This window comes from Nocardioides islandensis (genome assembly GCF_015352455.1).
GTDB classification, from domain to species: Bacteria; Actinomycetota; Actinomycetes; order Propionibacteriales; family Nocardioidaceae; genus Nocardioides; species Nocardioides islandensis.
This window is the reverse complement of sequence record NZ_JADKPN010000001.1, coordinates 1,060,939-1,081,414: the sequence shown is the minus strand read 5'-3', so window position 1 is coordinate 1,081,414 and position 20,476 is coordinate 1,060,939. Positions and strand designations below refer to the sequence as shown.

The following is a 20,476-nucleotide window of genomic DNA, read 5'->3' as shown; positions in this document are numbered from 1 at the left end:
CGGACCCGCCCGAAACCCGGGGTTCAGGACGCTGAGACCGGCCCTGACCTGGGCATTTAGCGCATGAGTACGTGTCGTAATTCGTTGAGTTGCGCCTCCGGTACGTCCGAGTTGCGCCCCCGGTACGACGAGGGCGTACCTGAGGCGCAGCTGACCGGTACCGGGGGCGCAACTCGCGGGTACCGGGGGCGCAACTCGCGCGTACCGGGGGCGCAACTCAACCCCGTCAGGCGGTGGCGCGGTGCAGGGCGACGACGCCGCCGGAGAGGTTGCGCCACTGGGGTGCCTGCCAGCCGGCGTCGGCGAGGAGGGCGGCCAGGCCGGCCTGGTCGGGCCAGGCGCGGATCGACTCGGCGAGGTACACGTAGGCGTCCGGTGAGGAGGAGACGCCGCGGGCGATCGCGGGGAGCGCCTTCATCAGGTACTCCAGGTACACGGTGCGGAACGGCGCGAACGTCGGGTGGCTGAACTCGCAGACCACCAGCCGGCCGCCCGGTCGGGTGACCCGGCGCATCTCCCGGAGCCCGGCGAGCGGGTCGACCACGTTGCGCAGCCCGAAGGAGATCGTCACCGCGTCGAAGGTGCCGTCCGCGAACGGCAGCTGCGTCGCGTCCCCGGCCGTGAAGGGCAGCGACGGCCGGGCCCGCTTGCCGACGGCCAGCATCCCGAGCGAGAAGTCGCACGGCACGACGACGGCTCCGCGCTCCGCGAAGGGCACGCTCGAGGTACCCGTGCCGGCCGCGAGGTCCAGCACGCGGTCCCCCGGCCCGGCGTCGACGGCCTCGAGGACGGCCTTGCGCCACCGCCGGTCCTGGCCCATCGAGAGCACGTCGTTGGTGACGTCGTACCGACGGGCGACGGCGTCGAACATCCGCTGGACGTCGGACGGCTGCTTGTCCAGGTCGGCGCGGGTCACGTCCGGAGCCTAGAAGAGCAGCCGACACAGCAACCAAATGCCCGGGATCGGCGTCTCCTCGACGTCAAGATTGAGACGTCGGGCCCTTCCCCGTTCGTCCGACCAGAAAGCGAGCAGGTCCATATCGGCCCCGTCCCACGTCCGGCGAGTCGTGGTCACCAGCATCGTCACCACCCTGCTCGCGGCCGGGACGGCGTACGGCGTCGGCGTGGCCGTCTCCAACGCCTCCCCCTCGGCGGGTCCCGAGCTCACGCCGCGAGTCGCGCGTCCGGCTCACGCCACGCCGACGGCCGACCCCACGCCGACGGCGACGCCGTCACCGGTTCCGGTCGCGCCGGTCGCGACGCCGACGCCGACCGAGACCGCCACCCCGCGGCCGCGTCCGACGCCCTCCCTGCCGACCGTCGTGCTCCGGCCGGGCGACAAGGGCGAGCAGGTCCGCGAGCTCCAGAGCCGGCTCTTCCAGCTCCAGTGGCTGCCCGAGGTCACGACCGGCACGTACGACGCCGCGACCAAGGAGGCCGTCCAGGGCTTCCAGGTGAGGCGGAAGCTGAAGCCCACCGGCGTCCTCGACCGCACCAGCTGGCGCCGCCTCAAGGCGATGACGAAGACACCGACGCACGACGCGATGTTCAACGTGTTCCACCCCGGCAAGCCGATCCTCAGGTCCGGCGACGAGGGCGACCAGGTCCGCGATGCTCAAGCGAGGTTGAAGCAGATCGCCTGGATCTTCGGCGACGTCACGGGCACGTACGACGCCGGCACGGTCAGCGCCGTCAAGGGATTCCAGGCCAAGCGCCAGATCCCGGTCACCGGCGAGATCGACCGGCGCACCCTCGACCGGCTGCACGCGATGACCGTGACGCCGAGCCACGAGGAGCTGTTCAACATCGAGCCGAAACCCGGCGAGCTGGACGCGCGCTGCCGTCACGGCCGGGTGCTCTGCATCGACAAGACCAGCCGTACCTTGCGCTGGGTGATCGACGGCAAGGTGCAGCTGACGCTGGACGCGCGGTTCGGGTCGACGATCAACGACACCCCGACCCGCGAGGGCCTCTTCCACGTGTACCTGATGGACGCCGACCACGTCTCCAAGCTCTACGGCTCGGAGATGCCGTACTCCATGTTCTTCTCCGGCGGCCAGGCCGTGCACTACTCCTCGGACTTCGCGACCGTCGGCTACTACGGCGCCTCGCACGGCTGCGTGAACATCCGCGACTACGAGGGCATCAAGTGGCTGTTCTCGCAGGTGCGGGTCGGGGACGCCGTCGTTGTCTACTGGTCGTGACGCAGTAGACAGGCCCATCGGTTCCGGTTCGCTCGGTGTCCCCGAGTAGGGTCGGCGACGTGTCGAGTCCCCTCGTCGTGCGGTCGGTCCCGCTCGACCTCTCCGACACTCTTGCGGACACCCCACTGCTCGACCTGCTGCCGCAGGACGCGCCGGTCGCCTGGCTGCGCCGCGGCGAGGGCATGGTCGCGTGGGGCGTCGCCGCCGAGGTGCGCACCCGCGGCGTGACGCGGTTCGCCGACGCCGACAAGTGGTGGACCGAGCTGGTCAGCCGGGCGGTCGTCCACGACGCGGTCGACGAGCCGGGCTCCGGCCTGGTGTGCTTCGGGACCTTCGCCTTCGCCGACGACCCGGGCGACTCCGTGCTCGTCGTGCCGCAGGTGATCGTCGGCCGCCGCGCGGGGACGACCTGGCTGACCACGATCGGCCCGGAGGAGACCACCGCACCGGACCTCGGCCTCGCAGACCCGGCCGCCGCCCCGGTCGACATCACGTTCGCCGACGGCGCCCTCGACGGTGAGCGCTGGATGGCCGTCGTGGCCGACGCGGTCGCCCGCATCAACGCCGGCGGCCTGGAGAAGGTCGTGCTGGCCCGCGACCTGATCGCCACCGCCGACGCACCGGTCGACGTCCGCTGGCCGCTCCAGCGGCTCAGCGAGCACTACCCGATGTGCTGGACCTTCCACGTCGACGGGCTGTTCGGCGCGTCGCCGGAGATGCTCGTACGACGCGAGCGCGGCCTGGTCACGTCCCGCGTGCTCGCCGGCACCATCCGGCGTACCGGCGACGACTCCGCCGACCTCGCCCTCGCCGCCACGCTCGCCCGGTCGTCGAAGGACCTCGAGGAGCACGAGTACGCCGTCCGCTCGGTCGCCGAGTCGCTCGAGCCGCACTGCTCGTCGATGAACGTCCCCGAGGCGCCGTTCGTGCTGCACCTCCCGAACGTCATGCACCTGGCCACCGACGTGGCCGGTGTCGTGCACGACGCCGCCACGGTCTCGTCGCTGGAGCTGGCGGCGTCGCTGCACCCGAGCGCTGCCGTCGGCGGTACGCCGACGCGCGTGGCCGTCGAGCTCATCGCCGAGATCGAGGGCATGGACCGGGGCCGGTACGCCGGCCCGGCCGGCTGGATGGACGCCGACGGCGACGGCGAGTGGGCCATCGCCCTGCGCTCCGCCGAGGTGCACGGCGCCACCGTCCGGCTCTTCGCCGGCTGCGGCATCGTCGCCGACTCCGACCCCGAGGCCGAGCTGGCCGAGGCGCAGGCGAAGTTCCTCCCGGTCCGCGACGCGCTCGCCGGCTCCTAGCCGAGCGTCAGTCCAGGTCCTGGCCGTCGGCCAGCCGGACGTACGACTGCGACTCCGGGAGCAGGCGCGAGAAGTGGCCGTCGACGATGCCGAGGCCGATCTCGGAGTAGACCTTGTCGTGGATGGCCAGGTTGCGCGGGGCGCCCACCAGCCGGGCGAAGTCGATGCCCTCGGCCGCCCGCATCCAGGGCGCGGAGACGACCACGCAGAGCAGGTCGACCGCCTCGTCCGGCGGGGTCAGCGCGTCGCCGGGGTGGAAGAGCTTCTGGTCTCCGGCCGTGACGACGTACCCGCTGTTGTCGAACCGCGGCAGGTCCGGGTGGATGACGGCGTGCCGCTGGCCGACTGCGCGCACCGGCAACCCGGCCGCCTCGAACGACTCACCCGGCGACACCACGGTGAGGCGCTCGGCGACGTCGGGCGCCTCCTCGCGGATCCGTTTCGTGACCGCCTCGATGGTCAGGACCGGCGCGTCGGCGCGGGCCAGGCGGCCGGGCTCGTAGTGGTCGGGGTGCTCGTGGGTGATCAGCACCGCGTCGGCGCCGTCCACCGCCTCCGGATCGGTGAACGCGCCGGGGTCGATGACCACGATGTGCCCGTCGTGCTCGACCCGGACGCAGGCGTGACCGAACTTCGTGATCCGCATGCCTGCCAGCCTAGGAGCGGGCCAGGCGCGCGACGACCGCGGTCGCGGCGTCGCGCAGCGAGTGCCCCAACGGCTCGCCGGCGCCGACGTCGTCCTGGTGCCGCCCGCCGACCAGCACCGGGAGCTCCGGGCGTACGGCGCCCAGCGCGGACACCGTGTCGCGCACGGCCGGCACGTCGTCGGCCGACGGCACGCCGATGACGACCGCGTCCGGCCGCTGGGTGGTGGCGGCCACGACCCAGCTGTCCGGGGGCAGGTCGCCGCCGACGTACACGACCTCGGCCCCCGCGCGGGCCAGCGCGATCGCGAACGCCAGGACCCCGAGCTCGTGCCGGGACCCGCGGGCCAGGCCGACCAGCACCCGGGGCGCATCGTCGGTGCCCGGGACGCCGTCGAGGACGGCCGCCAGCCGACGCTGCAGGGAGGCGCTGACGAAGTGCTCCCCCGCCACCGAGACCTCGCCCCGCTGCCAGGCCAGCCCGAGCTGCCGCAGCGCCGGCATCAGCCAGTCGTCGAGGAAGGTGTCGGCGTCGGCGCGGGCGAAGACCTCGTCGAGCTCCCGCGCCATCACGCGCGGGTCCAGGTCGCGGGCCAGTCGCACCAGGACCCCGAGGTCCCCCTCGTCCTCGGCGCCCTCGGGCATGGCCGCGTCCGAAGTCCGTCCCAGCGTTGTGCCCGAGGCGACCTGCTCGGCGGCCCGCCGCGGTGACCAGCCCGCCTCCACCAGGGCGTGCATCGCGGTGAGCCGCGCGATGGCGGCGTCGTCGTAGAGGCGGTAGCCACCTTCGCTGCGCGCCGGCGCCACCACGCCGTACCGCCGCTCCCACATCCGCAGCGTCTCGGCCGGGATCCCGGTCAGGACGGCGGCGTGCTTGACGGTGTACACGGGAGACACCCTACGCCCCACATTGGACAAAGACTGGACAAGTTCTCCTCGGCATGGTCTGATGGCCAACGTTGGACAAACATTGGACAAAGGAGTTCGTCATGACCCACTCCCGTACCCGCATCGGACTCGGGGCCATCACGCTCGTCGCCGCCGGCCTCGGCGCCGTGGCGACCGCTCCGTCCGCCTCGGCCGCGCCGGACACCGACTGCATGCGTGCCGGCATGAGCTTCCTCAAGGAGAACGGCCTCTTCGCCGCCGTGGCGAAGGGCGGCCTGCCCATTGCCACCGCGGTGTCGGTCGGCGTGACGCCTCGTGCGGGCACTGACGTCGCCTCGCTGCCCGACCCTCTGCCGCTCAGCGTGGTGCTGGCCGACCACCGGGCCGGCGACGACAGCCTCTTCCAGTACCCGTGGTGCTGATGCACCTGTCCTGACCTCCACCGGGTAAGGCGCGGCCGCCAGGGGCAAACCCCCTGGCGGCCGTGTCCTTGCTGCGGCCAGAATCACCGCGTGCTCGAGGTGCTCCTGTCCGGTCTCGTCACCGGCTGGGCCATCGCGATCCCGATCGGCGCCGTCGGTGCGCTGCTGGTCGCGCTCACGGCCCGGACCTCGATCCGCACCGGCTCGGCCGCGGCCATGGGCGTCGCGACGGTCGACGGCGGGTACGCCGCCGTCGCGGTCGTCGGTGGGGCCGCGATCGCCGACCGGCTGGAGCCGTACGACGGGTGGTTGCGCGTGCTGTCGGCCGTCGTGCTGCTGGGCATCGCCGCGCTCACCATCTGGCTCGGCCGACGCAGCACCGGCCGCAGCGCGGCGGCGCCCGCCTCGTCGCGCGACCTGTTGCCGTGGCAGGCCTTCGCCGCGTTCCTCGCGCTGACGGCCGTGAACCCGACGACGGTCATCTACTTCGTCGCCGTCATCGTGGGCAACCCGCACCTCGCCGACGGCTGGGCAGAGGGCGTGGTGTTCGTGCTCGCGGCGTTCGTCGCGAGTGCGTCCTGGCAGCTGACCCTCGCCGGCATCGGCGCCGCCCTCGGCCGCTCGGTGACCGGTCACCGCGGCCGCGTCGTGACGGCCTGGGTGTCCGGGCTGATCATCGCCGGGCTGGCCGTCCGCACCCTCCTCGGCTGAGGGCCGGCCCACAGGTGGGACACCACCCCGGCGGCTAGGCTGCCCGGCATCTCGGGTGGCGCGACCGGATCGAGCGAGGGAGTCCTCGGATGGGTTTCATGGACAAGGCCAAGGAGGCCGCCGACGACCTGCGGGCGAGCCTCGCGGGGGGCGACGCCCGCGTCTCCGAGCAGCAGTACCGCGACCTGGGCATGATCGCCTACCTCACCGCGACGGGCCGGCCCATCGACGAGGCCGACCGGCAGCGGCTGATCAACCAGCTCTGGTCCACCGAGCAGGCCGGCCGGCTGCCGGCGTTCCGGCTGCTCACCCCGCCCCCGGCACCGCCGCCGCCCGTCCCTCCTGTCCAGGCCGCCCCGCCCCCGGCAGCCCCGGCAGCCCCGGCAGCCCCGGCGCCCCCGGTACCTCCGGTGCCCGCCGAGCCGCCGGCGGCAGCCGAGCCGCCGGCCCCGGCCGAACCCGCCGAGCCACCCGCCGACGAGGAGAGGCCGCCGACCGCCTAAGCGGTCGCGTGGTGCACGTAGCACCACCGCCAGTCCTCCAGCGGCTCCGCCGACTGGATGACCGGATGGGTCGTCTCCCGGAAGTGCCCAGTGGCGTGCCGCATCACCGACGAGTCGCAGCAGCCGATGTTGCCGCAGGTCAGGCAGAGCCGCAGCGACACCCACGTCGTACCGCCGTCGACGCACGCCTGGCACACCGGCGGCGGCTCCTGGGCCACCTCCTGGACCGGCTGGGAGTCGAGGTGCTCGCAGGAGGCTCCGGTACGCCGGAGCCGTGAGTACTCCGTCTTGAGCTCCTCGCGCCGGCTTTGCGCGATGTCGATCATCGACTCCTCGACGTCGAGCATCGCGAGCACCTCGCTGACCACGTCGCTGGCCACCTGGCCGGCGTCGCGCACCTCGAGGACCCGGCCGCGCTCGGCCTCGATCATGGCCAGCCGCACGCGGGCGTACAGCTCGCTCGGCGTCTCCACGTCGGCCTGGGTGCCGAGGCGCTCCCAGGCCGCGAAGTTGCGTTGCTCGATGCGTTGCTTGACGAGCTTCACGACGCCCTGCGGGTCGTCGTACTCGAGGTCCTGGAGCACCTTGTAGCCGGCCTTGGACGCCTGCTGGAGCAGCGTGGCCCGGGCCAGCGCGTCCTCCATCGGGTCGGGTGCGGGGACCCGCAGCCGGCGCGCGAGCATCGGCAGCGACAGGCCCTGGACGAACAACGTGCCGGCCACGACGGTGAACGCGATGAGCAGCAGCACCTCGCGGTGCTCGGTCTCCTTCGGGATGACGAAGGCCGCGGCCAGCGTCACCACCCCGCGGATGCCGGCCCAGCCCAGGATCAGCGTGAAGGTCCACGGCGGCTTCTGCCCGGTGCTCGGGTCCGGCCCGGGGCGGACCAGCAGGTACCGCGCCACGAACACCCACATCATCCGCAGCACGATGCAGCCGGCGAGGACCGCGGCGCACACGCCGACGATGCGGCCGGTCGACAGCGTGCTCTGCTGGACGTCCTCCAGGATCCAGCCGGCTTGGAGGCCGATCAGCAGGAAGACGGCGTTCTCCAGGACGAAGGCGATCGTCCGCCAGTTCATCCGCTCGGCGATGCGGGACTGGGCGGTCTGCACGATCGGGGCCTTGTGACCCAGCAGCAGGCCGGCCACGACGACGGCGATGACGCCGGATGCCTCGATCTTCTCCGCCGCGATGTAGGTGCCGAACGGCACGACGAACGAGATCGCGGTGTCCAGCACCGGATCGGTGATCAGCTTGCGCAGCTTGGCGACGACGACGAACACCACGAACCCGACGGCGCCGCCACCGACGGAGGCGATCAGGAACTCCTCGCCGACGTGCATCGCCTCGACGCCCACGCCGGCGGCCGCGATGGACGTGCGCAGCGCGACCAGCGCCGTGGCGTCGTTGAGCAGCGACTCGCCCTCGAGGATGGTCACGATCCGTCGCGGCAGGCCGATGCGGCGCGCGACCGCGGTCGCGGCCACGGCGTCCGGCGGCGCGACGACCGCGCCGATCGCGAAGCAGACCGCCCACGAGATGTCCGGGATGATCGCGTGCACGATCGCGCCGACCCCCAACGTCGTGAACACCACCAGCCCGACCGACAGCAGCAGGATGGCCCGGCGGTTCGCGTTGAAGTCGACGAGGGACGTCTGGATCGCGGCGGCGTACAACAGCGGCGGCAGCAGGCCCAGCAGGACCATCTCGGGCTCGAGGTGGATCTCGGGGACGCCGGGGATGTACGAGCCGGCGACGCCCACCGCGATCAGCAGCAGGGGCGCGGGGAAGTCGACGCGATCGGCGAGCGCGGTGAACGCCAGGACCGCGACGGCCAGGGCGACGAGCAGGACCGCGATCTCCACGGTCCTTATCCAACTAGACCGCGCAACTAGGCGGGTTCGGCCACCCACCGCATGGGATCGCCCCAGCCGAGCTCCTCGACGCCGTGCTTGGCGAAGGCCAGCACGACGAGGGTGCGGCGATGCGCGGCGAAGGTGAGGACGTGGGCGATCATCCCCCCGTAGGTGAACACCTCGGCCGGCTCGCACAGCGCGTCCACGAACGTGTCGTCCACGCGGCCGTTGTCGGCGACGTCGCGCACGTGGGCGAGGTACGTCGGGCCCTCGGTCGCCAGCCGTTGGCGCATCGACGCCAGCGACTCGTGGTCCTCGACCGACCAGTCGTAGTCGCGGGTGGCCATCGCGGCGTTCCACATGCCCATCTGCCCGATGAGCCGGCTGACGAGCGAGCGGATGGACTGGCGGTCCTCGTCGACGTTCAGCTCGATCTCCTCGTCGAGCTGCTCGTCGGTCAGCCGCTCGGCCAGCCGCACCATCTCGCCGGTGAGCCAGACGTGGTGCTCGACCATCTTCGTGAGCAGCTCCATGGGCGTGACCTTGTCTCGAGCGGGCAGCCGGATGCTGCCGGGTGGGTGGAAGTGGACGTCGCTGGGAGCGGCGATCTGGATGTGCCCGGGCTTGCGCCGCCAGGTCGCCGGCGCGACGCCGTACGCCTGCTTGAACGCACGGGTGAACGCCTCGTGTGACCCGTACCCCGCCTCCACGGCGATGTCGATCAGCGGCGCGCGGGTGGTGATCATCCGGTACGCCGCCCGCTCGAGCAGGATGCGCCGGCGGAAGGCGGCGGGCGGCTCGCCCGCGACGGACTTGATCATCCGGTCGAAGTGGAAGCGGGAGAAGTGCAGGCGGAGGGCGAGCTCCTCGCCGTTCGTCTCGTGGTCGTCCAGCACGTCGGCCAGGGTGTCCACGAAGTCCGCGAACATGTCCCCACGATGCCCTGCCGGGTCACCAACGGTGGTTGCGGCGGCCATGGGTCAAAGGTCCTATCTAGGGTCACCGGCTGCTTGATCGGACTTGCTGACGAGTGCGCGGATCCTCTGGTCGAGGTCGCGGCGGTTGTCGCGGCGCACGCGCACCTCGACCACCTCGATGCCGCCGTTGGGGCTGGCCAACGCCTGCTCGAGCTCGGGCAGCGAGCCGACCGCCCAGTGCGGCGTGCGCGTCGCGGCGCAGAGACTCGCCAGGTCGACGCCGTGCGGCGTGCCGAACAGCCGGTCGAAGCGGTCCGCGTGCTCGGGCGCTCCCTGCTCGAGCGTGGCGAAGATCGAGCCGCCGTCGTCGTTGACCACCACGATCGTCAGGTCCGGCTCAGGGTCGTGCACGTCGTGCACGAGCCCGTTGGAGTCGTGCAGGAACGTCACGTCGCCCATCAGCGCGAAGGTACGGGTGGAGTCGCGGCCGAGCGCGGCACCCACTGCCGTGCTGACGGTGCCGTCGATGCCGGACAGTCCCCGGTTGGCGATGGTCTTGCGGCGGGTACCGACGTCGTACCTCGGCACCATCAGGTCCAGGTCGCGCACCGGGTTGCTCGCCCCGACGACCAGCAGGCCGCCGGCCGGAAGCGCGCGGGCAACCGCGCCGGCCACCTCGTGCGGGGTCACGCCCTCCTCGTCGGCCAGCAGCCGGTCCAGGGCGGCGGAGACCCGTGCGTCCTCGGCCTTCCAGCGGTCGAACCAGTCGCTCTCGTCGGGGGCCTGGACGCCGGCACGCGCCTCGATGTACGCCGACACCTCGAACGGCCGCTCGGCCCACGCCCCGCGGGCCGGTGCCGCCAGCACCTCGACGTCGTCGCGCTGCAGCAGCCGCGTCACCGGCCGCGACAGCGTCGGGTGCCCGAACACCACCACCCGCTCCACCTCGTCCGCGAGGGGCCCGCCCAGCAGCAGCCGGTAGGTACGGATGGCCGCGTCGCCGGTCCGGCTGCCGCTCGTCGGCTCGGCCAGCAGCGGCCACCGTGCCGCCTCCGCCAGCATCCGCGCCGGCGGCCCCGCGTCGTCCCCCGCCACCACCACGGTGTGGGGGCCACGGGGGATGGCGTTTGGGACCAATCGCCGCGTGTAAGCGCTTTCAGACTGGCGTTCCTGCCCAATCGCAGACGAATCGGGGGCCGGCACCCATCGATCCGCGGGCACCAACGGCTCGTCCAGCTGGACGTTCAGGTGCAGCGGGCCGTCGCCGAGGCCGAGGGCAGTTCGCGCCACCGCCGCCCCGTCGGGGCCGACGTCGACGTACGTCACGAGCGGTCCGAAGATCGCGACCTGGTCGGTCGTCTGGTTGGCGGACGTGCCGCGCAGTCGTGCCGGGCGGTCGGCGGTGACGGCGATGAGCCGGACGCCGGCGTGGGCGGCCTCGAGCATGGCCGGGTGCAGGTTGGCGACGGCCGTCCCGGAGGTGCAGATCACCGCGGCCGGGCTGCCGACCTTGGTGAGACCGAGGGCCAGGAAGCCGGCCGAGCGCTCGTCGATGCGGGTGTGCAGGCGCACCAGGCCGGCGGCGGCGACGTCGTACGCCGCGAAGGACAGCGGCGCGTTGCGGGAGCCCGGCGCGACGACGACCTCGCGGATGCCGGCCTCGACGAGTGCCGAGACGACGTCGCGCGCGAGCTGGACCGAGGTCACGACGGGAGATCCTTCTCCACCGCACGTACCTCGGCCAGTCGAGCGAGCCAGTGCGCCTCCCGGTCCGGCGCTGCGGCGCACCGGGCGAGGTGCTCCTCGCTGACCTCGGGGCGGTGCACGGGGACGTACCCGTCGACGGCCTGCAGCCGGTGGTCGGCCACGTCGTCGGCGAGCATCCCGACCGTCGCCAGCCCCGAGGCGTGCTCGAGCTCGGGCAGCGCTGCCGCCAGCGCGACCCCGGCCGCCAGGCCGACCGAGGTCTCCAGGGCCGACGAGACCACGGTCGGCAGCCCGATGTCCTCCGCGATCCGCAGGCAGGCCCGTACGCCGCCCAGCGGCTGCACCTTGAGGACCGCGATGTCGGCGGCCTCGAGCTCCTTGACCCGGTAGGGATCCTCGGCCCGGCGGATCGACTCGTCTGCGGCCACCCGGATGTTGGTGCGCCTCCTCACGATCGCGAGGTCCTCGACCGCGGCGCACGGCTGCTCGACGTACTCCAGGCCACCCGCCGCCCGCTCGAGCAGCGGCAGGACCGTGAGGGCGGTCTCCACGTCCCAGGCGCCGTTGGCGTCCACCCGGATCAGGCCGTCGGGTCCGAGGGCGTCCCGGACGGCCTCCAGCCGGGCCTGGTCGTCGGCCAGCGTCGCGGTCGCGTCGGCGACCTTGACCTTGGCCGTCCGGCAGCCCGATCGCGCGACGAGGGCGTGCGCGTCCTCCGGCGACAGCACCGGGACGGTCACGTTCACCGGCACCCGGTCGCGGACCGGGGCCGGCCAGTCGCCCGCCGCAGCCTCCCGGGCACACCGGAGCCACTGGAGTGACTCTCTAGAGCCATACTCTAGAAAGGGACTCCACTCACCCCACCCGGCGTCGCCGCGGATCAGCATCCCTTCACGCACGGCGATGCCGCGGAACCGCACCCGCATGGGGATCGAGAACACCCGCAGGTCAGCCACGGAGCGCCATCCGGTCCACCTTGCCGTTGGAAAGCAGCGGCAGCTCCTCGAGCAGGACCAGCTCTCGTGGCGCCCAGGACCGCGGGTGCGACGCCGCGACCCAGTCGCGGGCCTCGTCCAGGGTCAGCTCACCGACGACCCAGGCGACGACGCGGCGCCCCCACTCCTCGTCGTCGACGCCGCCGACCTCCGCGGCCCGTACTGCGGGGTGCTCACGCAGCCGGGCGGCGACGACGCCGGCCGGCACCTTGACCCCGCCGGAGATGACCATGTCGTCGAGCCGGCCGAGCACCTGGAGCCGGCCGTCCTCGTCGAACCGGCCGGCGTCGGCGGTGAGGAACCAGCCGTCGACCAGCACCTCGTCGGTCAGGTCCGGGTCGCCGTCGTACCCGTCGAACAGCACGGGCCCGGCGATGCGGACCCGCCCGTCCACCCCGATCGCGACGGCCACGCCGTCGAGCGGAAGGCCGTCGTACACGCAGCCGCCGGCGGTCTCGGCCGAGCCGTACGTCGCGACCGCACGGATCCCGGCGAGACGCGACCGTTCGCGGAGGCCCCGGTCCACCGGGCCGCCGCCGACCAGCACCGCTGAGCACCGTGCGAGTGCGGCGGAGTCCCTCGGGTCGTCGAGCGCCCGCTTCAGCTGCGTGGCGACCAGCGAGAGGTACGGCGCCTCGCCCGCGGCCGCGATCGCGTCGGCGAGCGAGGCGTGGTCGTCGAGCGGGACGGGCCGGTGGCCGGCGACCAGGGAGCGGCAGGCCACCTGGAGGCCCGCGACGTACGCCGCCGGCAACGCCAGCACCCACGGCCCGGACCCGCCGAGCCGGGCCTCCGTGGCGCGGACCGACGCGAGGACGGCCCGCCGGGAGAGCAGCACCCGCTTGGGCCGCCCGGTCGACCCCGACGTCTCGACGACCACCGGCTCCGGCTCGCCGGGTGCGGCGAGCCAGGCCTCGAGGTCGGCGACCGACGGGGTGTGCAGCACGCCCTGAACGCTAGCGAGACGCGCTCGCCTGCTTGAATCCTGGCCGTGACGACGCGCGCACAGTGGGTGGCCGGGGCCAGGCCCCGCACCCTCCCCGCGGCCGTCTCGCCCGTGCTCGCGGGCACCGGCGCCGCGGCGTACGACGGCGACGCCGTGTGGTGGAAGGCGCTGCTCGCCCTCGTGGTCAGCATCGCGCTCCAGGTCGGCGTGAACTACGCCAACGACTACAGCGACGGTGTGCGCGGGACCGACGCTGACCGCGTCGGCCCGCTGCGGCTGGTCGGCTCGGGCGTGGCCACCCCGGCGGCGGTCAAGCGAGCCGCGTTCCTGGCGTTCGGCGTGGCGGCGGCGGCCGGGCTGGTGCTGGCGGCGACCACGGCCTGGTGGCTGGTCGTCGTCGGAGCGGTGTCGGTGCTGGCCGCCTGGTTCTACACCGGCGGGTCGAGGCCCTACGGGTACCTCGGCCTCGGCGAGGTGATGGTGTTCGTCTTCTTCGGGCTGGTGGCGGTGCTGGGGACCCAGTACGTCCAGGCCGAGCGGCTCACCGCCGCCGGCTGGTACGCCGCCTGCGGCATCGGCGCGCTGGCCTGCGCGATCCTCGTCGCCAACAACCTGCGCGACATCCCCACCGACCTGGTGGCCGGCAAGATGACGCTGGCCGTGCGGCTGGGGGATGCCCGGACGCGGGCCCTGTACGTGTTCCTCGTGCTCGCCGCGCTGGTGACGCTCGTCGGCGTCGCCCTGAGCACGACCCGCTGGGCGTTCCTGGGCCTGGCCTTCCTGTACCCGGCGTTCCGGGCCGCCCAGGTCGTGCGCTCGGCGTCCGGCCGTGACCTGGTGCCGGCCCTGCAGCTGACCGGCGTCGCGGAGCTCGCCTACGGCCTCGGCTTGTTCGCCGGGCTGTTGGTGGGCGCGGCGTAGTCTCGGGGCATGGGCTTCCTCATCGTTCTCGTGCTGGTCGTGGCGGCCGTGGTCGCCTACCGCAACCGCGTCGCGCTGCTGTCCAAGATCCTCGGCCAGCCGCAGTCGCGGATCGAGCGCCGCCTCAACGGCCCCAAGCGCTGACGCTCGTCGCGATGACCCTGGTCCTCGTCGGCCTGGTGATCGTGGGCGTGATCGTGTGGGCCGTCGTCTCGGATCGCTGACGGACGCCTCAGTCGGCGTCCTCGCGCGCCTTGAGCGCCTCGAAGGCCGCCGCCGCCTTCCGCGCGCGCTCGTCGACACGCTGGGCGAACCGCTCCCGCTGCCGGTTGAGCACGAAGTACGACGCCACGCCGGACACCGCCAGCGCGATCACCAGTGCCCACATGACCGGGACGCTGCCGGCGACGGCCAGCCAGATGCCGGCCACGATCGCGAACGCCGCCACGAACATCACCAGGCGCATCAGCGTGTAGACGACGAACTCCTTCACGGGATCAGGGTAGTTGGCGACCACCCGCGGCCTACTCTGGATCCGTGCTCAAGGGATTGTTCCTCCTCGCCCTCATCGCGCTCGCGATCTACCTGGTCGTGCGGATGGCCCAGCGCGGCGGCACCTCGGGCACAGCCGTCCGCCGGCCCTCGCCGCCCCCAGCCCCGCGCCGCCCCATCGCCCCCGACGACGACCTGGACTTCTTGAGGGATCTCGAGCGCAAGCGCCGCCACCCCGACGATCCGGAGCCCTGAGCCCATCCCGCCCGGTCACCGGGTCTCGTGACAGGCGCCAGCGCGCCTTCCTCGACCAGCGACTACCCGTAGTACCGGGCGCGAGCCCGACGGTCCTTGGCCACCTGCGCCGCGAGGTCGGCGTCCGACACGACGTACCTGGCCGGGAGCGGTGCCCGGCAGGCGTCGCCGGAGCAGAGCCGGTACTGCTTCCAGAGGCGCGTGAGGTCACGGCGGACCGAGGCGTAGGCCGGGTCGTCGTACCGCGAGCGCAGCTCCAGCGGGTCGGTGAACAGGTCGTAGAGCTCCCCCTCGCCGGTGGAGTAGCGGAAGTAGGCGTACCGGCCGGTGCGCAGGCCCATCTCGGTCAGCCCCTGGGGGAAGCCGCCGGCGTGCGACCGATCGAGGTGCTGGAGTCCCTCGGTCACGACGGGCACGTCCCAGGGCCGGTCCCGGGCGAACACCGGGACCACCGACCGGCCGTCCTGGGCCGGCAACGGTGCGGCACCGGCCAGGTCGACGATCGTCGCGGTGAGGTCGACGGTCGAGATCGGCGCGTACCTGACGCCGTGCGGGATCCCGGGGCCGGCCACGACGAGCGGCACCCGCAGCGACGGCTCGTGCGGCTTGATCTTGCCGGTGCGCTGGCGGTGCTCGCCGAGGAAGTAGCCGTTGTCGGAGGTGAACACCACGACCGTGTGCTCGTACTGCCCGGTCTTCTTCAGCGTCCTCATGATCCGGCCGAACTGGACGTCCCAGGCGTACAGCGCCTCGGCCCGCTGCCTCGCCACCTGGAGCAGCCGCTGCCGCTCGACGCCGACCATCTCCGGCACCTTCTGGAGGAACTCCGGCTTGTCGGAGATGTCCTTCTCCTCCGGCCTCCCGTCCGCCCGGACGCCGGGTGCGCGGCGCAGCGAGGAGTCGAAGCGGCCCTTGACCCAGCCCGGCCGCGCCGGGGTCTGGAACCGCGACAGGTACCCGGATGCTGTCCGGTAGTTCGGGGGGTCGTCGGGCTCGCCTGGTCCACCGAAGTGCGGCGCGACCGGTGTGGCCCAGATGAACCACGGGTGGTCCGCCTTCCCGTACCTCCCGACCAGCGACCGCACCTGCTCACCGACGACGTCGGAGGAGTACCGACCACGGTTCGACACGACGCGCCCGTTCACGTTCTGGGTGAACGACGTGTAGTCGTAGGTGCCGCCGACGTACGGCGACCCCTTCGGCCAGGTGTGCTCGATGCTGACCTTCCAGTCGGTCCACCCGTCGGGAACGTAGGTCACTGACGAAGCACCGGTCACCAGTGACGGCTGCCGGCCGTAGCCGTTGAGGTACTTGCCGACGAGCGCCGTCTGGTACCCCGCCTGGTTGAGCACCGTGCCGACCGTCAGGTGGTCGTCGAACGCCCCGAACCCGTAGGGCTTCTCGTGGCTGTAGACGTGGTGGTTGTGGGAGTACATGCCCGTGAGGAACGACGCCCGCGACGGGCAGCAGAGCGGGTTCGGCGCGTAGGAGTTCTCGAACAGCAGGCCGCGCGAGGTGACGTACTTGCGCACGTTGGGTGTGTACCTCAGCTCGTCCCACCGCATGTCGTCTGTCGTGACGACCAGGATGTTCGGGCCGTCGTTGGGGCGCAGGTCCCGGGTCGCGACGAACGGCGTCGGCGCCTGCGGGACCGAGGACGCCGCCCGCGCGCGCTCGGTGGGACGGTCGCCGGCACCCGAGGAGCAGGCCGTCACCACCAGGGCGGCGGCCGCGATGGATGCCGCCAGCCGCCTCACCCGGTCAGTCTGCCTCAGCGGTGTGCGGGAGCCGCCGAGGTCAGGGCGGGCGCGCCGGACGCGTAGGAGTGCTGCGACGTCGTCGAGAAGTAGTTGATCCCGATGAAGTTGAACCACAGGGTCGCCATGCCGAGGAGGGCGAGGTACGCCGCGTTGCGGCCGCGCCAGCCGGCGGTCGCGCGGGCGTGCAGGTACGCGGCGTACACGACCCACGTGATGAAGGCCCAGACCTCCTTGGGGTCCCAGTTCCAGTACGACGACCAGGCCTGGTGCGCCCAGATCGGACCGGTGATGAGCACCGCGAACGTCCAGACGGGGAAGGCGAAGGCGTGCAGGCGGTACGCCGTCCGGTCCAGCACCACGGGCTCGGGCACGCGCGACAGGTAGCCCGAGGTCGTCGGCCCCTTGCGCTCCTTCACCAGGTAGAGGATCGAGCAGAGGCCGCCGAGCGTGAAGCCGCCCGTCGAGATCACCGCCGAGACGACGTGGATCACCAGCCAGTAGGAGTTGAGGGCCTCGGTCAGCGGGGCGACGGGCTCGTAGAGCCAGATGACGCCGACCATGAGCAGCGTCACGACGACGGCGGCGACGATCGGGCCGGCCCAGTCGAGGCCCAGCCGGCGGCGGGCGACCACGAAGATCAGCGCCACCACGAACGTGCCCGAGAGGGTGAACTCGTACATGTTGCCCCAGGGCACGCGGTTGGGGTCCGCGGCCATGCCCCGGCCGAGCAGGGCGACGAAGTGCAGCGCGCACGCGAGACCCAGCAGGATCAGGCCGAGCCGCCCGGTCATCTCGACCCGCCGCGCATTCGTGGTGGTCGAGCCGTCGCCAGCAACGGGCGACGTGTCGAGACCCGCGGCCTGCAGACCCCCGACGCCGACGCTCACGGTGGCCTTGCGGCCGACCGGCACCTTGCGCAGCGAGGCCCACTGGACGAGGTAGGAGAGCAGCGACAGGAAGTACACGATCCCGGCGGCCGCGACCGCCTGGTTGCTCAGGGTCTCCCAGGACTGGTTCGTCACGCCGGCTCCTTCTCCCCCGGGCCCGGAGGGCCGGGCTCGTTCAACTGTCGCAGGCCCTTCACGACCTCTTCCACCTCGGCCCCGACGTCACCGGCCGTCGAGCGGTCCAGCCCCGCCACCTGCACCGTGTGCCCGTCGGCACGGACCCAGACCCGGCGCGGCCGGATGAACAGCGAGAGCAGCAGCCCGACGAGCGCGGCCACCATGCCTCCGAGAGCGAGGTGCATCCCCGGGGTCCGGCTGATCTGCAGGCGCGTCCAGCGCTCGACACCCTCGAAGGTCACCGACCCTGCGCCGTTCGGCAGCTTCACGCTCTGACCCGGTGAGAGGTCCACGCGGAACATCGAGCCGTCGGCCTTGGTCACCTTGGCGGCCTTGCTGGTATCCAGCTCGTAGATCGACTGCGGCGAGCCGTCGTCGTTGCCGAGGTCGCCGACGTACGCCTCCATCGAGATCGCGGGGTTCTTCAGGTCGCCCATCAGGTTCATCGGGTTGCCGTCGACGCTGATGTACGTCGGGAAGAACCAGCCCTGGAGCCCGATCGGCGTCGGCTTCGCGTCGTAGGCCGGGACCACGCCGAACGACCGGAAGCCGGCGTCCTCGGGCAGGAACACGGTCGGCCCGCTGTAGGCGATGTCGCCGTCGCCGTCGCGGATGGTGATGACCGGGGCGTAGCCGTGGCCGATCAGGAACACCTCGGTGTTGCCGATCTTCAGCGGGTGGTTGACGCGCAGGTCGTAGGTCTGCTGCGGGGCGTCGGGGCTCTCGCGGTACTGCAGGTGGGCGTTGAAGCCCCGCGCCATCCCCTGCCGCGGCCCGGAGTCGATCCACTGCACGTCGAACTGGTCGACCTTGAACGAGAACGGCTCCATCGAGGAGGGGTCGAACAGCGAGCCCGGGTCGAAGTCGTCGTACTGCGTGAGCCCGTTGGTGAACCCGTTGCCCACGACGAGGATCACGCCGCCCTTGTAGCCGAACAGCCCGCCCATCGCGAAGCCCACCAGCACGAGCACCACCGCGAGGTGGAACAGCAGGTTGCCCGCCTCGCGCAGGTACCCGCGCTCGGCCGCCACCCACCCCTGGTCGGAGCCGTCCAGGACCCGGTAGCGCCGCTTCCTCAGCAATACGCGCGCACGCGCCAGCACCTCGGCGGGCGGGTCGGTGGCGTCGTACGACGTGTGCACCGGCAGCCGGTCGAGGTTGCGGGGGGCGGCGGGCGGGGCCGCGCGCATCGCCCGCCAGTAGAGGAGGGTGCGCGGGATGATGCAGCCCACCAGCGAGACCATCAGCAGGATGTAGATGGCCGCGAACCACGGCGAGTCGTAGACCGAGAACAGCTGGAGCTTCTCGTAGATCGGCGTCAGCTTCGGGTGGTCGGACTGCCAGCGCGATGTCTTCAGCGAGTCCACGCCGCTCTGCGGGATCACCGAACCCGGGATCGCGACGAGGGCCAGGAGGAGGAGCAGCACCAGGGCCGTGCGCATCGAGGTGAGCTGGCGCCACGTCCACCGGCCCAGCTCGCGCAGGGTGAGCTCGCCGGTGCGGCGCTCCGGCTCGGGCGCGTCGGCGTGTGCCTCGGGGAGCTTCGTCTGGCTCACACCGGCACCTCGGTGCCCAGGATCAGGTGCACCTGGAGCCAGGTGACCATCTCGCCCCACCAGCCCGTCACCAGCAGCACGCCGACCGCGATCAGCATCAGGCCCCCGAGCCGCATGACCCAGACCTGGTGGCGGCGTACCCAGGCGAACGCACCGAGCGCGCGACGGTAGAGCAGCGCGGCCAGCACGAACGGGATGCCGAGCCCGAGTGCGTAGACGCCCGACAGCAGCGCGCCGCGCTCGGCGGTGGCCTCGTTCACCGACAGCACGTTGATCGCCGCCAGCGTCGGACCGAGGCACGGCGTCCAGCCCAGGCCGAACAGGAAGCCGATCAGCGGCGCGGCGGCCAGCCCCACGGCGGGGATCCGGTGGACCCGCCACTCGCGCTGGGTGAACGGCAGCCAGCCGGCGAAGGCGAGGCCCAGCAGGATCATCACGAGGCCCAGCCCGAACGCGAGCTGGTCGCTCCACTCGACGAGCCAGGCGCCGATCGCGCCGGCCGCCAGGCCGAGCAGCACGAAGACGAGCGCGAACCCGGCCACGAACAGCAGCGACCCCGCGAGCATCCGGCCGCGGCGGCCCAGGGAGGGATCGGCACCGAGGTCGGCCCCGGAGAGGCCGGTGGCGTACGAGAGGTACCCCGGCAGCAGCGGGATCACGCAGGGCGAGAAGAACGACACCAGGCCGGCGACCAGGGCCACGGGCACGGCGAGCAGCAGCGACCCGGACAGGGCCTGGTCCTGGAACCACTCACCCATCGCGGGGCCCTCCACTGGCCTCGTCGACGACGTCCTGCGTCAGGTCGACCAGCGTCTGCTGCGAGGGCAGCTTGCCGATGATGCTGGCGGCCACCCGGCCCTCGCGGTCGAGCACCACGAAGGACGGGATCGAGCGCAGACCCAGCACGCCCCGGAAGGCCAACAGGGCCTGCCCGTCGGGCGAGTAGAACGACGGGAAGCCGAAGCCGAAGTTGCGCGCGAACGCCAGGGCCTGCGCGGTGCTGGAGTCGCGGAGGTTGATGCCGACGAACTGGACGTCGCTCCCGAGCTCGTCCGCGGCACCGGCGACCCAGGGGGCCTCCTTGCGGCACGGACCGCACCAGGAACCCCACACCGAGACGACCACGACCGTGCCGCGGTAGTCGGCGAGAGACAGGGCCTGGCCGTCCAGGTCCTCCCCGTCGTAGGTGATCGCCGGGTCGCGCTCGTCGACCGCCACCGTCGCGATCAGGCCGTCCTGGGTGACGTACCCCTTGTCGCCGGTGCCCTCGAGGTCGTTGCACGCGGTCACGCCCATCAGCAGCGGCAGACAGGCGAGCAGGGCGA

General features: G+C 72.4%; 22 protein-coding genes. 8 read left to right on the top strand and 14 right to left on the bottom strand.

Annotated features, from left to right (window positions below; genetic code table 11):
- Positions 1-226: 226 nt before the first annotated feature.
- Positions 227-916: a demethylmenaquinone methyltransferase gene (locus ISU07_RS05315; RefSeq protein ID WP_194705633.1), complete on the bottom strand. Its 690-nt coding sequence runs from the start codon at positions 914-916 to the stop codon at positions 227-229.
- Between the two features lie 151 nt (positions 917-1,067).
- On the opposite strand from ISU07_RS05315, the gene ISU07_RS05310 reads away from it, so the two are divergent.
- Positions 1,068-2,204: a L,D-transpeptidase family protein gene (locus ISU07_RS05310; protein ID WP_194705632.1), complete on the top strand. Its 1,137-nt coding sequence runs from the start codon at positions 1,068-1,070 to the stop codon at positions 2,202-2,204.
- Positions 2,205-2,263: 59 nt separating this feature from the next.
- Complete coding sequence (locus ISU07_RS05305) at positions 2,264-3,511, top strand: isochorismate synthase (RefSeq protein WP_323742441.1); 1,248 nt, start codon at positions 2,264-2,266, stop codon at positions 3,509-3,511.
- Positions 3,512-3,518: 7 nt separating this feature from the next.
- Here the strand turns inward: ISU07_RS05305 and ISU07_RS05300 are convergent, their stop codons facing one another.
- Both ISU07_RS05300 and ISU07_RS05295 read right to left on the bottom strand, forming a co-directional pair.
- Positions 3,519-4,157 (bottom strand): MBL fold metallo-hydrolase, encoded by a 639-nt coding sequence (locus ISU07_RS05300; RefSeq protein WP_194705630.1) that lies wholly within the window; start codon positions 4,155-4,157, stop codon positions 3,519-3,521.
- 10 nt (positions 4,158-4,167) lie between these two features.
- On the bottom strand, positions 4,168-5,043 hold the full coding sequence (locus ISU07_RS05295; RefSeq protein ID WP_194705629.1) for a MerR family transcriptional regulator: 876 nt from the start codon (positions 5,041-5,043) through the stop codon (positions 4,168-4,170).
- Positions 5,044-5,144: 101 nt separating this feature from the next.
- Between ISU07_RS05295 and ISU07_RS05290 the strand changes: the two genes are divergently transcribed.
- From ISU07_RS05290 to ISU07_RS05280, 3 genes are all read left to right on the top strand, one after another.
- Positions 5,145-5,465, top strand: coding sequence for a hypothetical protein (locus tag ISU07_RS05290; protein ID WP_194705628.1), 321 nt, complete (start codon positions 5,145-5,147; stop codon positions 5,463-5,465).
- A 90-nt stretch (positions 5,466-5,555) separates the two neighbouring features.
- Entirely contained in the window at positions 5,556-6,176 is a 621-nt protein-coding gene (locus tag ISU07_RS05285) for a LysE family transporter (protein WP_194705627.1), read from the top strand.
- A gap of 98 nt (positions 6,177-6,274) precedes the next feature.
- Complete coding sequence (locus ISU07_RS05280) at positions 6,275-6,679, top strand: hypothetical protein (RefSeq protein ID WP_194705626.1); 405 nt, start codon at positions 6,275-6,277, stop codon at positions 6,677-6,679.
- On the opposite strand, the gene ISU07_RS05275 is transcribed toward ISU07_RS05280, so the two are convergent.
- The 5 genes from ISU07_RS05275 to ISU07_RS05255 are packed head-to-tail and all read right to left on the bottom strand — an operon-like array spanning position 6,676 to position 13,103.
- Entirely contained in the window at positions 6,676-8,547 is a 1,872-nt protein-coding gene (locus tag ISU07_RS05275; RefSeq protein WP_194705625.1) for a Na+/H+ antiporter, read from the bottom strand. The genes ISU07_RS05280 and ISU07_RS05275 overlap by 4 nt on opposite strands.
- Positions 8,548-8,573: 26 nt before the next feature.
- Positions 8,574-9,467: a helix-turn-helix transcriptional regulator gene (locus tag ISU07_RS05270; protein ID WP_228521114.1), complete on the bottom strand. Its 894-nt coding sequence runs from the start codon at positions 9,465-9,467 to the stop codon at positions 8,574-8,576.
- 60 nt (positions 9,468-9,527) lie between these two features.
- The gene (gene menD / locus ISU07_RS05265; protein ID WP_194705623.1) at positions 9,528-11,162 is read right to left on the bottom strand and encodes a 2-succinyl-5-enolpyruvyl-6-hydroxy-3-cyclohexene-1-carboxylic-acid synthase; all 1,635 of its coding nucleotides are present in this window, start codon (positions 11,160-11,162) and stop codon (positions 9,528-9,530) included.
- Complete coding sequence (locus ISU07_RS05260) at positions 11,159-12,109, bottom strand: o-succinylbenzoate synthase (RefSeq protein WP_194705772.1); 951 nt, start codon at positions 12,107-12,109, stop codon at positions 11,159-11,161. The genes menD and ISU07_RS05260 overlap by 4 nt, the downstream gene beginning before the upstream one ends.
- Position 12,110: 1 nt before the next feature.
- Entirely contained in the window at positions 12,111-13,103 is a 993-nt protein-coding gene (locus ISU07_RS05255; RefSeq protein ID WP_194705622.1) for an AMP-binding protein, read from the bottom strand.
- Between the two features lie 45 nt (positions 13,104-13,148).
- On the opposite strand from ISU07_RS05255, the gene ISU07_RS05250 reads away from it, so the two are divergent.
- Positions 13,149-14,024: a 1,4-dihydroxy-2-naphthoate polyprenyltransferase gene (locus tag ISU07_RS05250; RefSeq protein WP_194705621.1), complete on the top strand. Its 876-nt coding sequence runs from the start codon at positions 13,149-13,151 to the stop codon at positions 14,022-14,024.
- A 9-nt stretch (positions 14,025-14,033) separates the two neighbouring features.
- Positions 14,034-14,168, top strand: a complete 135-nt coding sequence (locus ISU07_RS24420) for a hypothetical protein (RefSeq protein WP_267238873.1) — start codon at positions 14,034-14,036, stop codon at positions 14,166-14,168.
- A gap of 88 nt (positions 14,169-14,256) precedes the next feature.
- On the opposite strand, the gene ISU07_RS05245 is transcribed toward ISU07_RS24420, so the two are convergent.
- Positions 14,257-14,517 (bottom strand): DUF4229 domain-containing protein, encoded by a 261-nt coding sequence (locus tag ISU07_RS05245; protein ID WP_323742440.1) that lies wholly within the window; start codon positions 14,515-14,517, stop codon positions 14,257-14,259.
- Between the two features lie 44 nt (positions 14,518-14,561).
- Here ISU07_RS05245 and ISU07_RS05240 point away from each other — a divergent pair, with 44 nt between their 5' ends.
- Positions 14,562-14,771, top strand: a complete 210-nt coding sequence (locus ISU07_RS05240; RefSeq protein WP_194705776.1) for a hypothetical protein — start codon at positions 14,562-14,564, stop codon at positions 14,769-14,771.
- A 62-nt stretch (positions 14,772-14,833) separates the two neighbouring features.
- Here ISU07_RS05240 and ISU07_RS05235 read toward each other — a convergent pair whose 3' ends face one another.
- The 5 genes from ISU07_RS05235 to ISU07_RS05215 are packed head-to-tail and all read right to left on the bottom strand — an operon-like array spanning position 14,834 to position 20,447.
- Complete coding sequence (locus tag ISU07_RS05235) at positions 14,834-16,528, bottom strand: sulfatase family protein (RefSeq protein WP_194705620.1); 1,695 nt, start codon at positions 16,526-16,528, stop codon at positions 14,834-14,836.
- Positions 16,529-16,542: 14 nt separating this feature from the next.
- Complete coding sequence (gene ccsB / locus ISU07_RS05230; RefSeq protein ID WP_194705619.1) at positions 16,543-17,553, bottom strand: c-type cytochrome biogenesis protein CcsB; 1,011 nt, start codon at positions 17,551-17,553, stop codon at positions 16,543-16,545.
- A complete protein-coding gene (gene resB, locus ISU07_RS05225; RefSeq protein ID WP_323742439.1) occupies positions 17,550-19,151 on the bottom strand; it encodes a cytochrome c biogenesis protein ResB in 1,602 nt (533 codons plus the stop codon). The genes ccsB and resB overlap by 4 nt, the downstream gene beginning before the upstream one ends.
- On the bottom strand, positions 19,148-19,909 hold the full coding sequence (locus ISU07_RS05220) for a cytochrome c biogenesis CcdA family protein (protein ID WP_194705618.1): 762 nt from the start codon (positions 19,907-19,909) through the stop codon (positions 19,148-19,150). The genes resB and ISU07_RS05220 overlap by 4 nt, the downstream gene beginning before the upstream one ends.
- The gene (locus ISU07_RS05215; RefSeq protein WP_194705617.1) at positions 19,902-20,447 is read right to left on the bottom strand and encodes a TlpA family protein disulfide reductase; all 546 of its coding nucleotides are present in this window, start codon (positions 20,445-20,447) and stop codon (positions 19,902-19,904) included. The genes ISU07_RS05220 and ISU07_RS05215 overlap by 8 nt, the downstream gene beginning before the upstream one ends.
- Positions 20,448-20,476 lie beyond the last annotated feature (29 nt).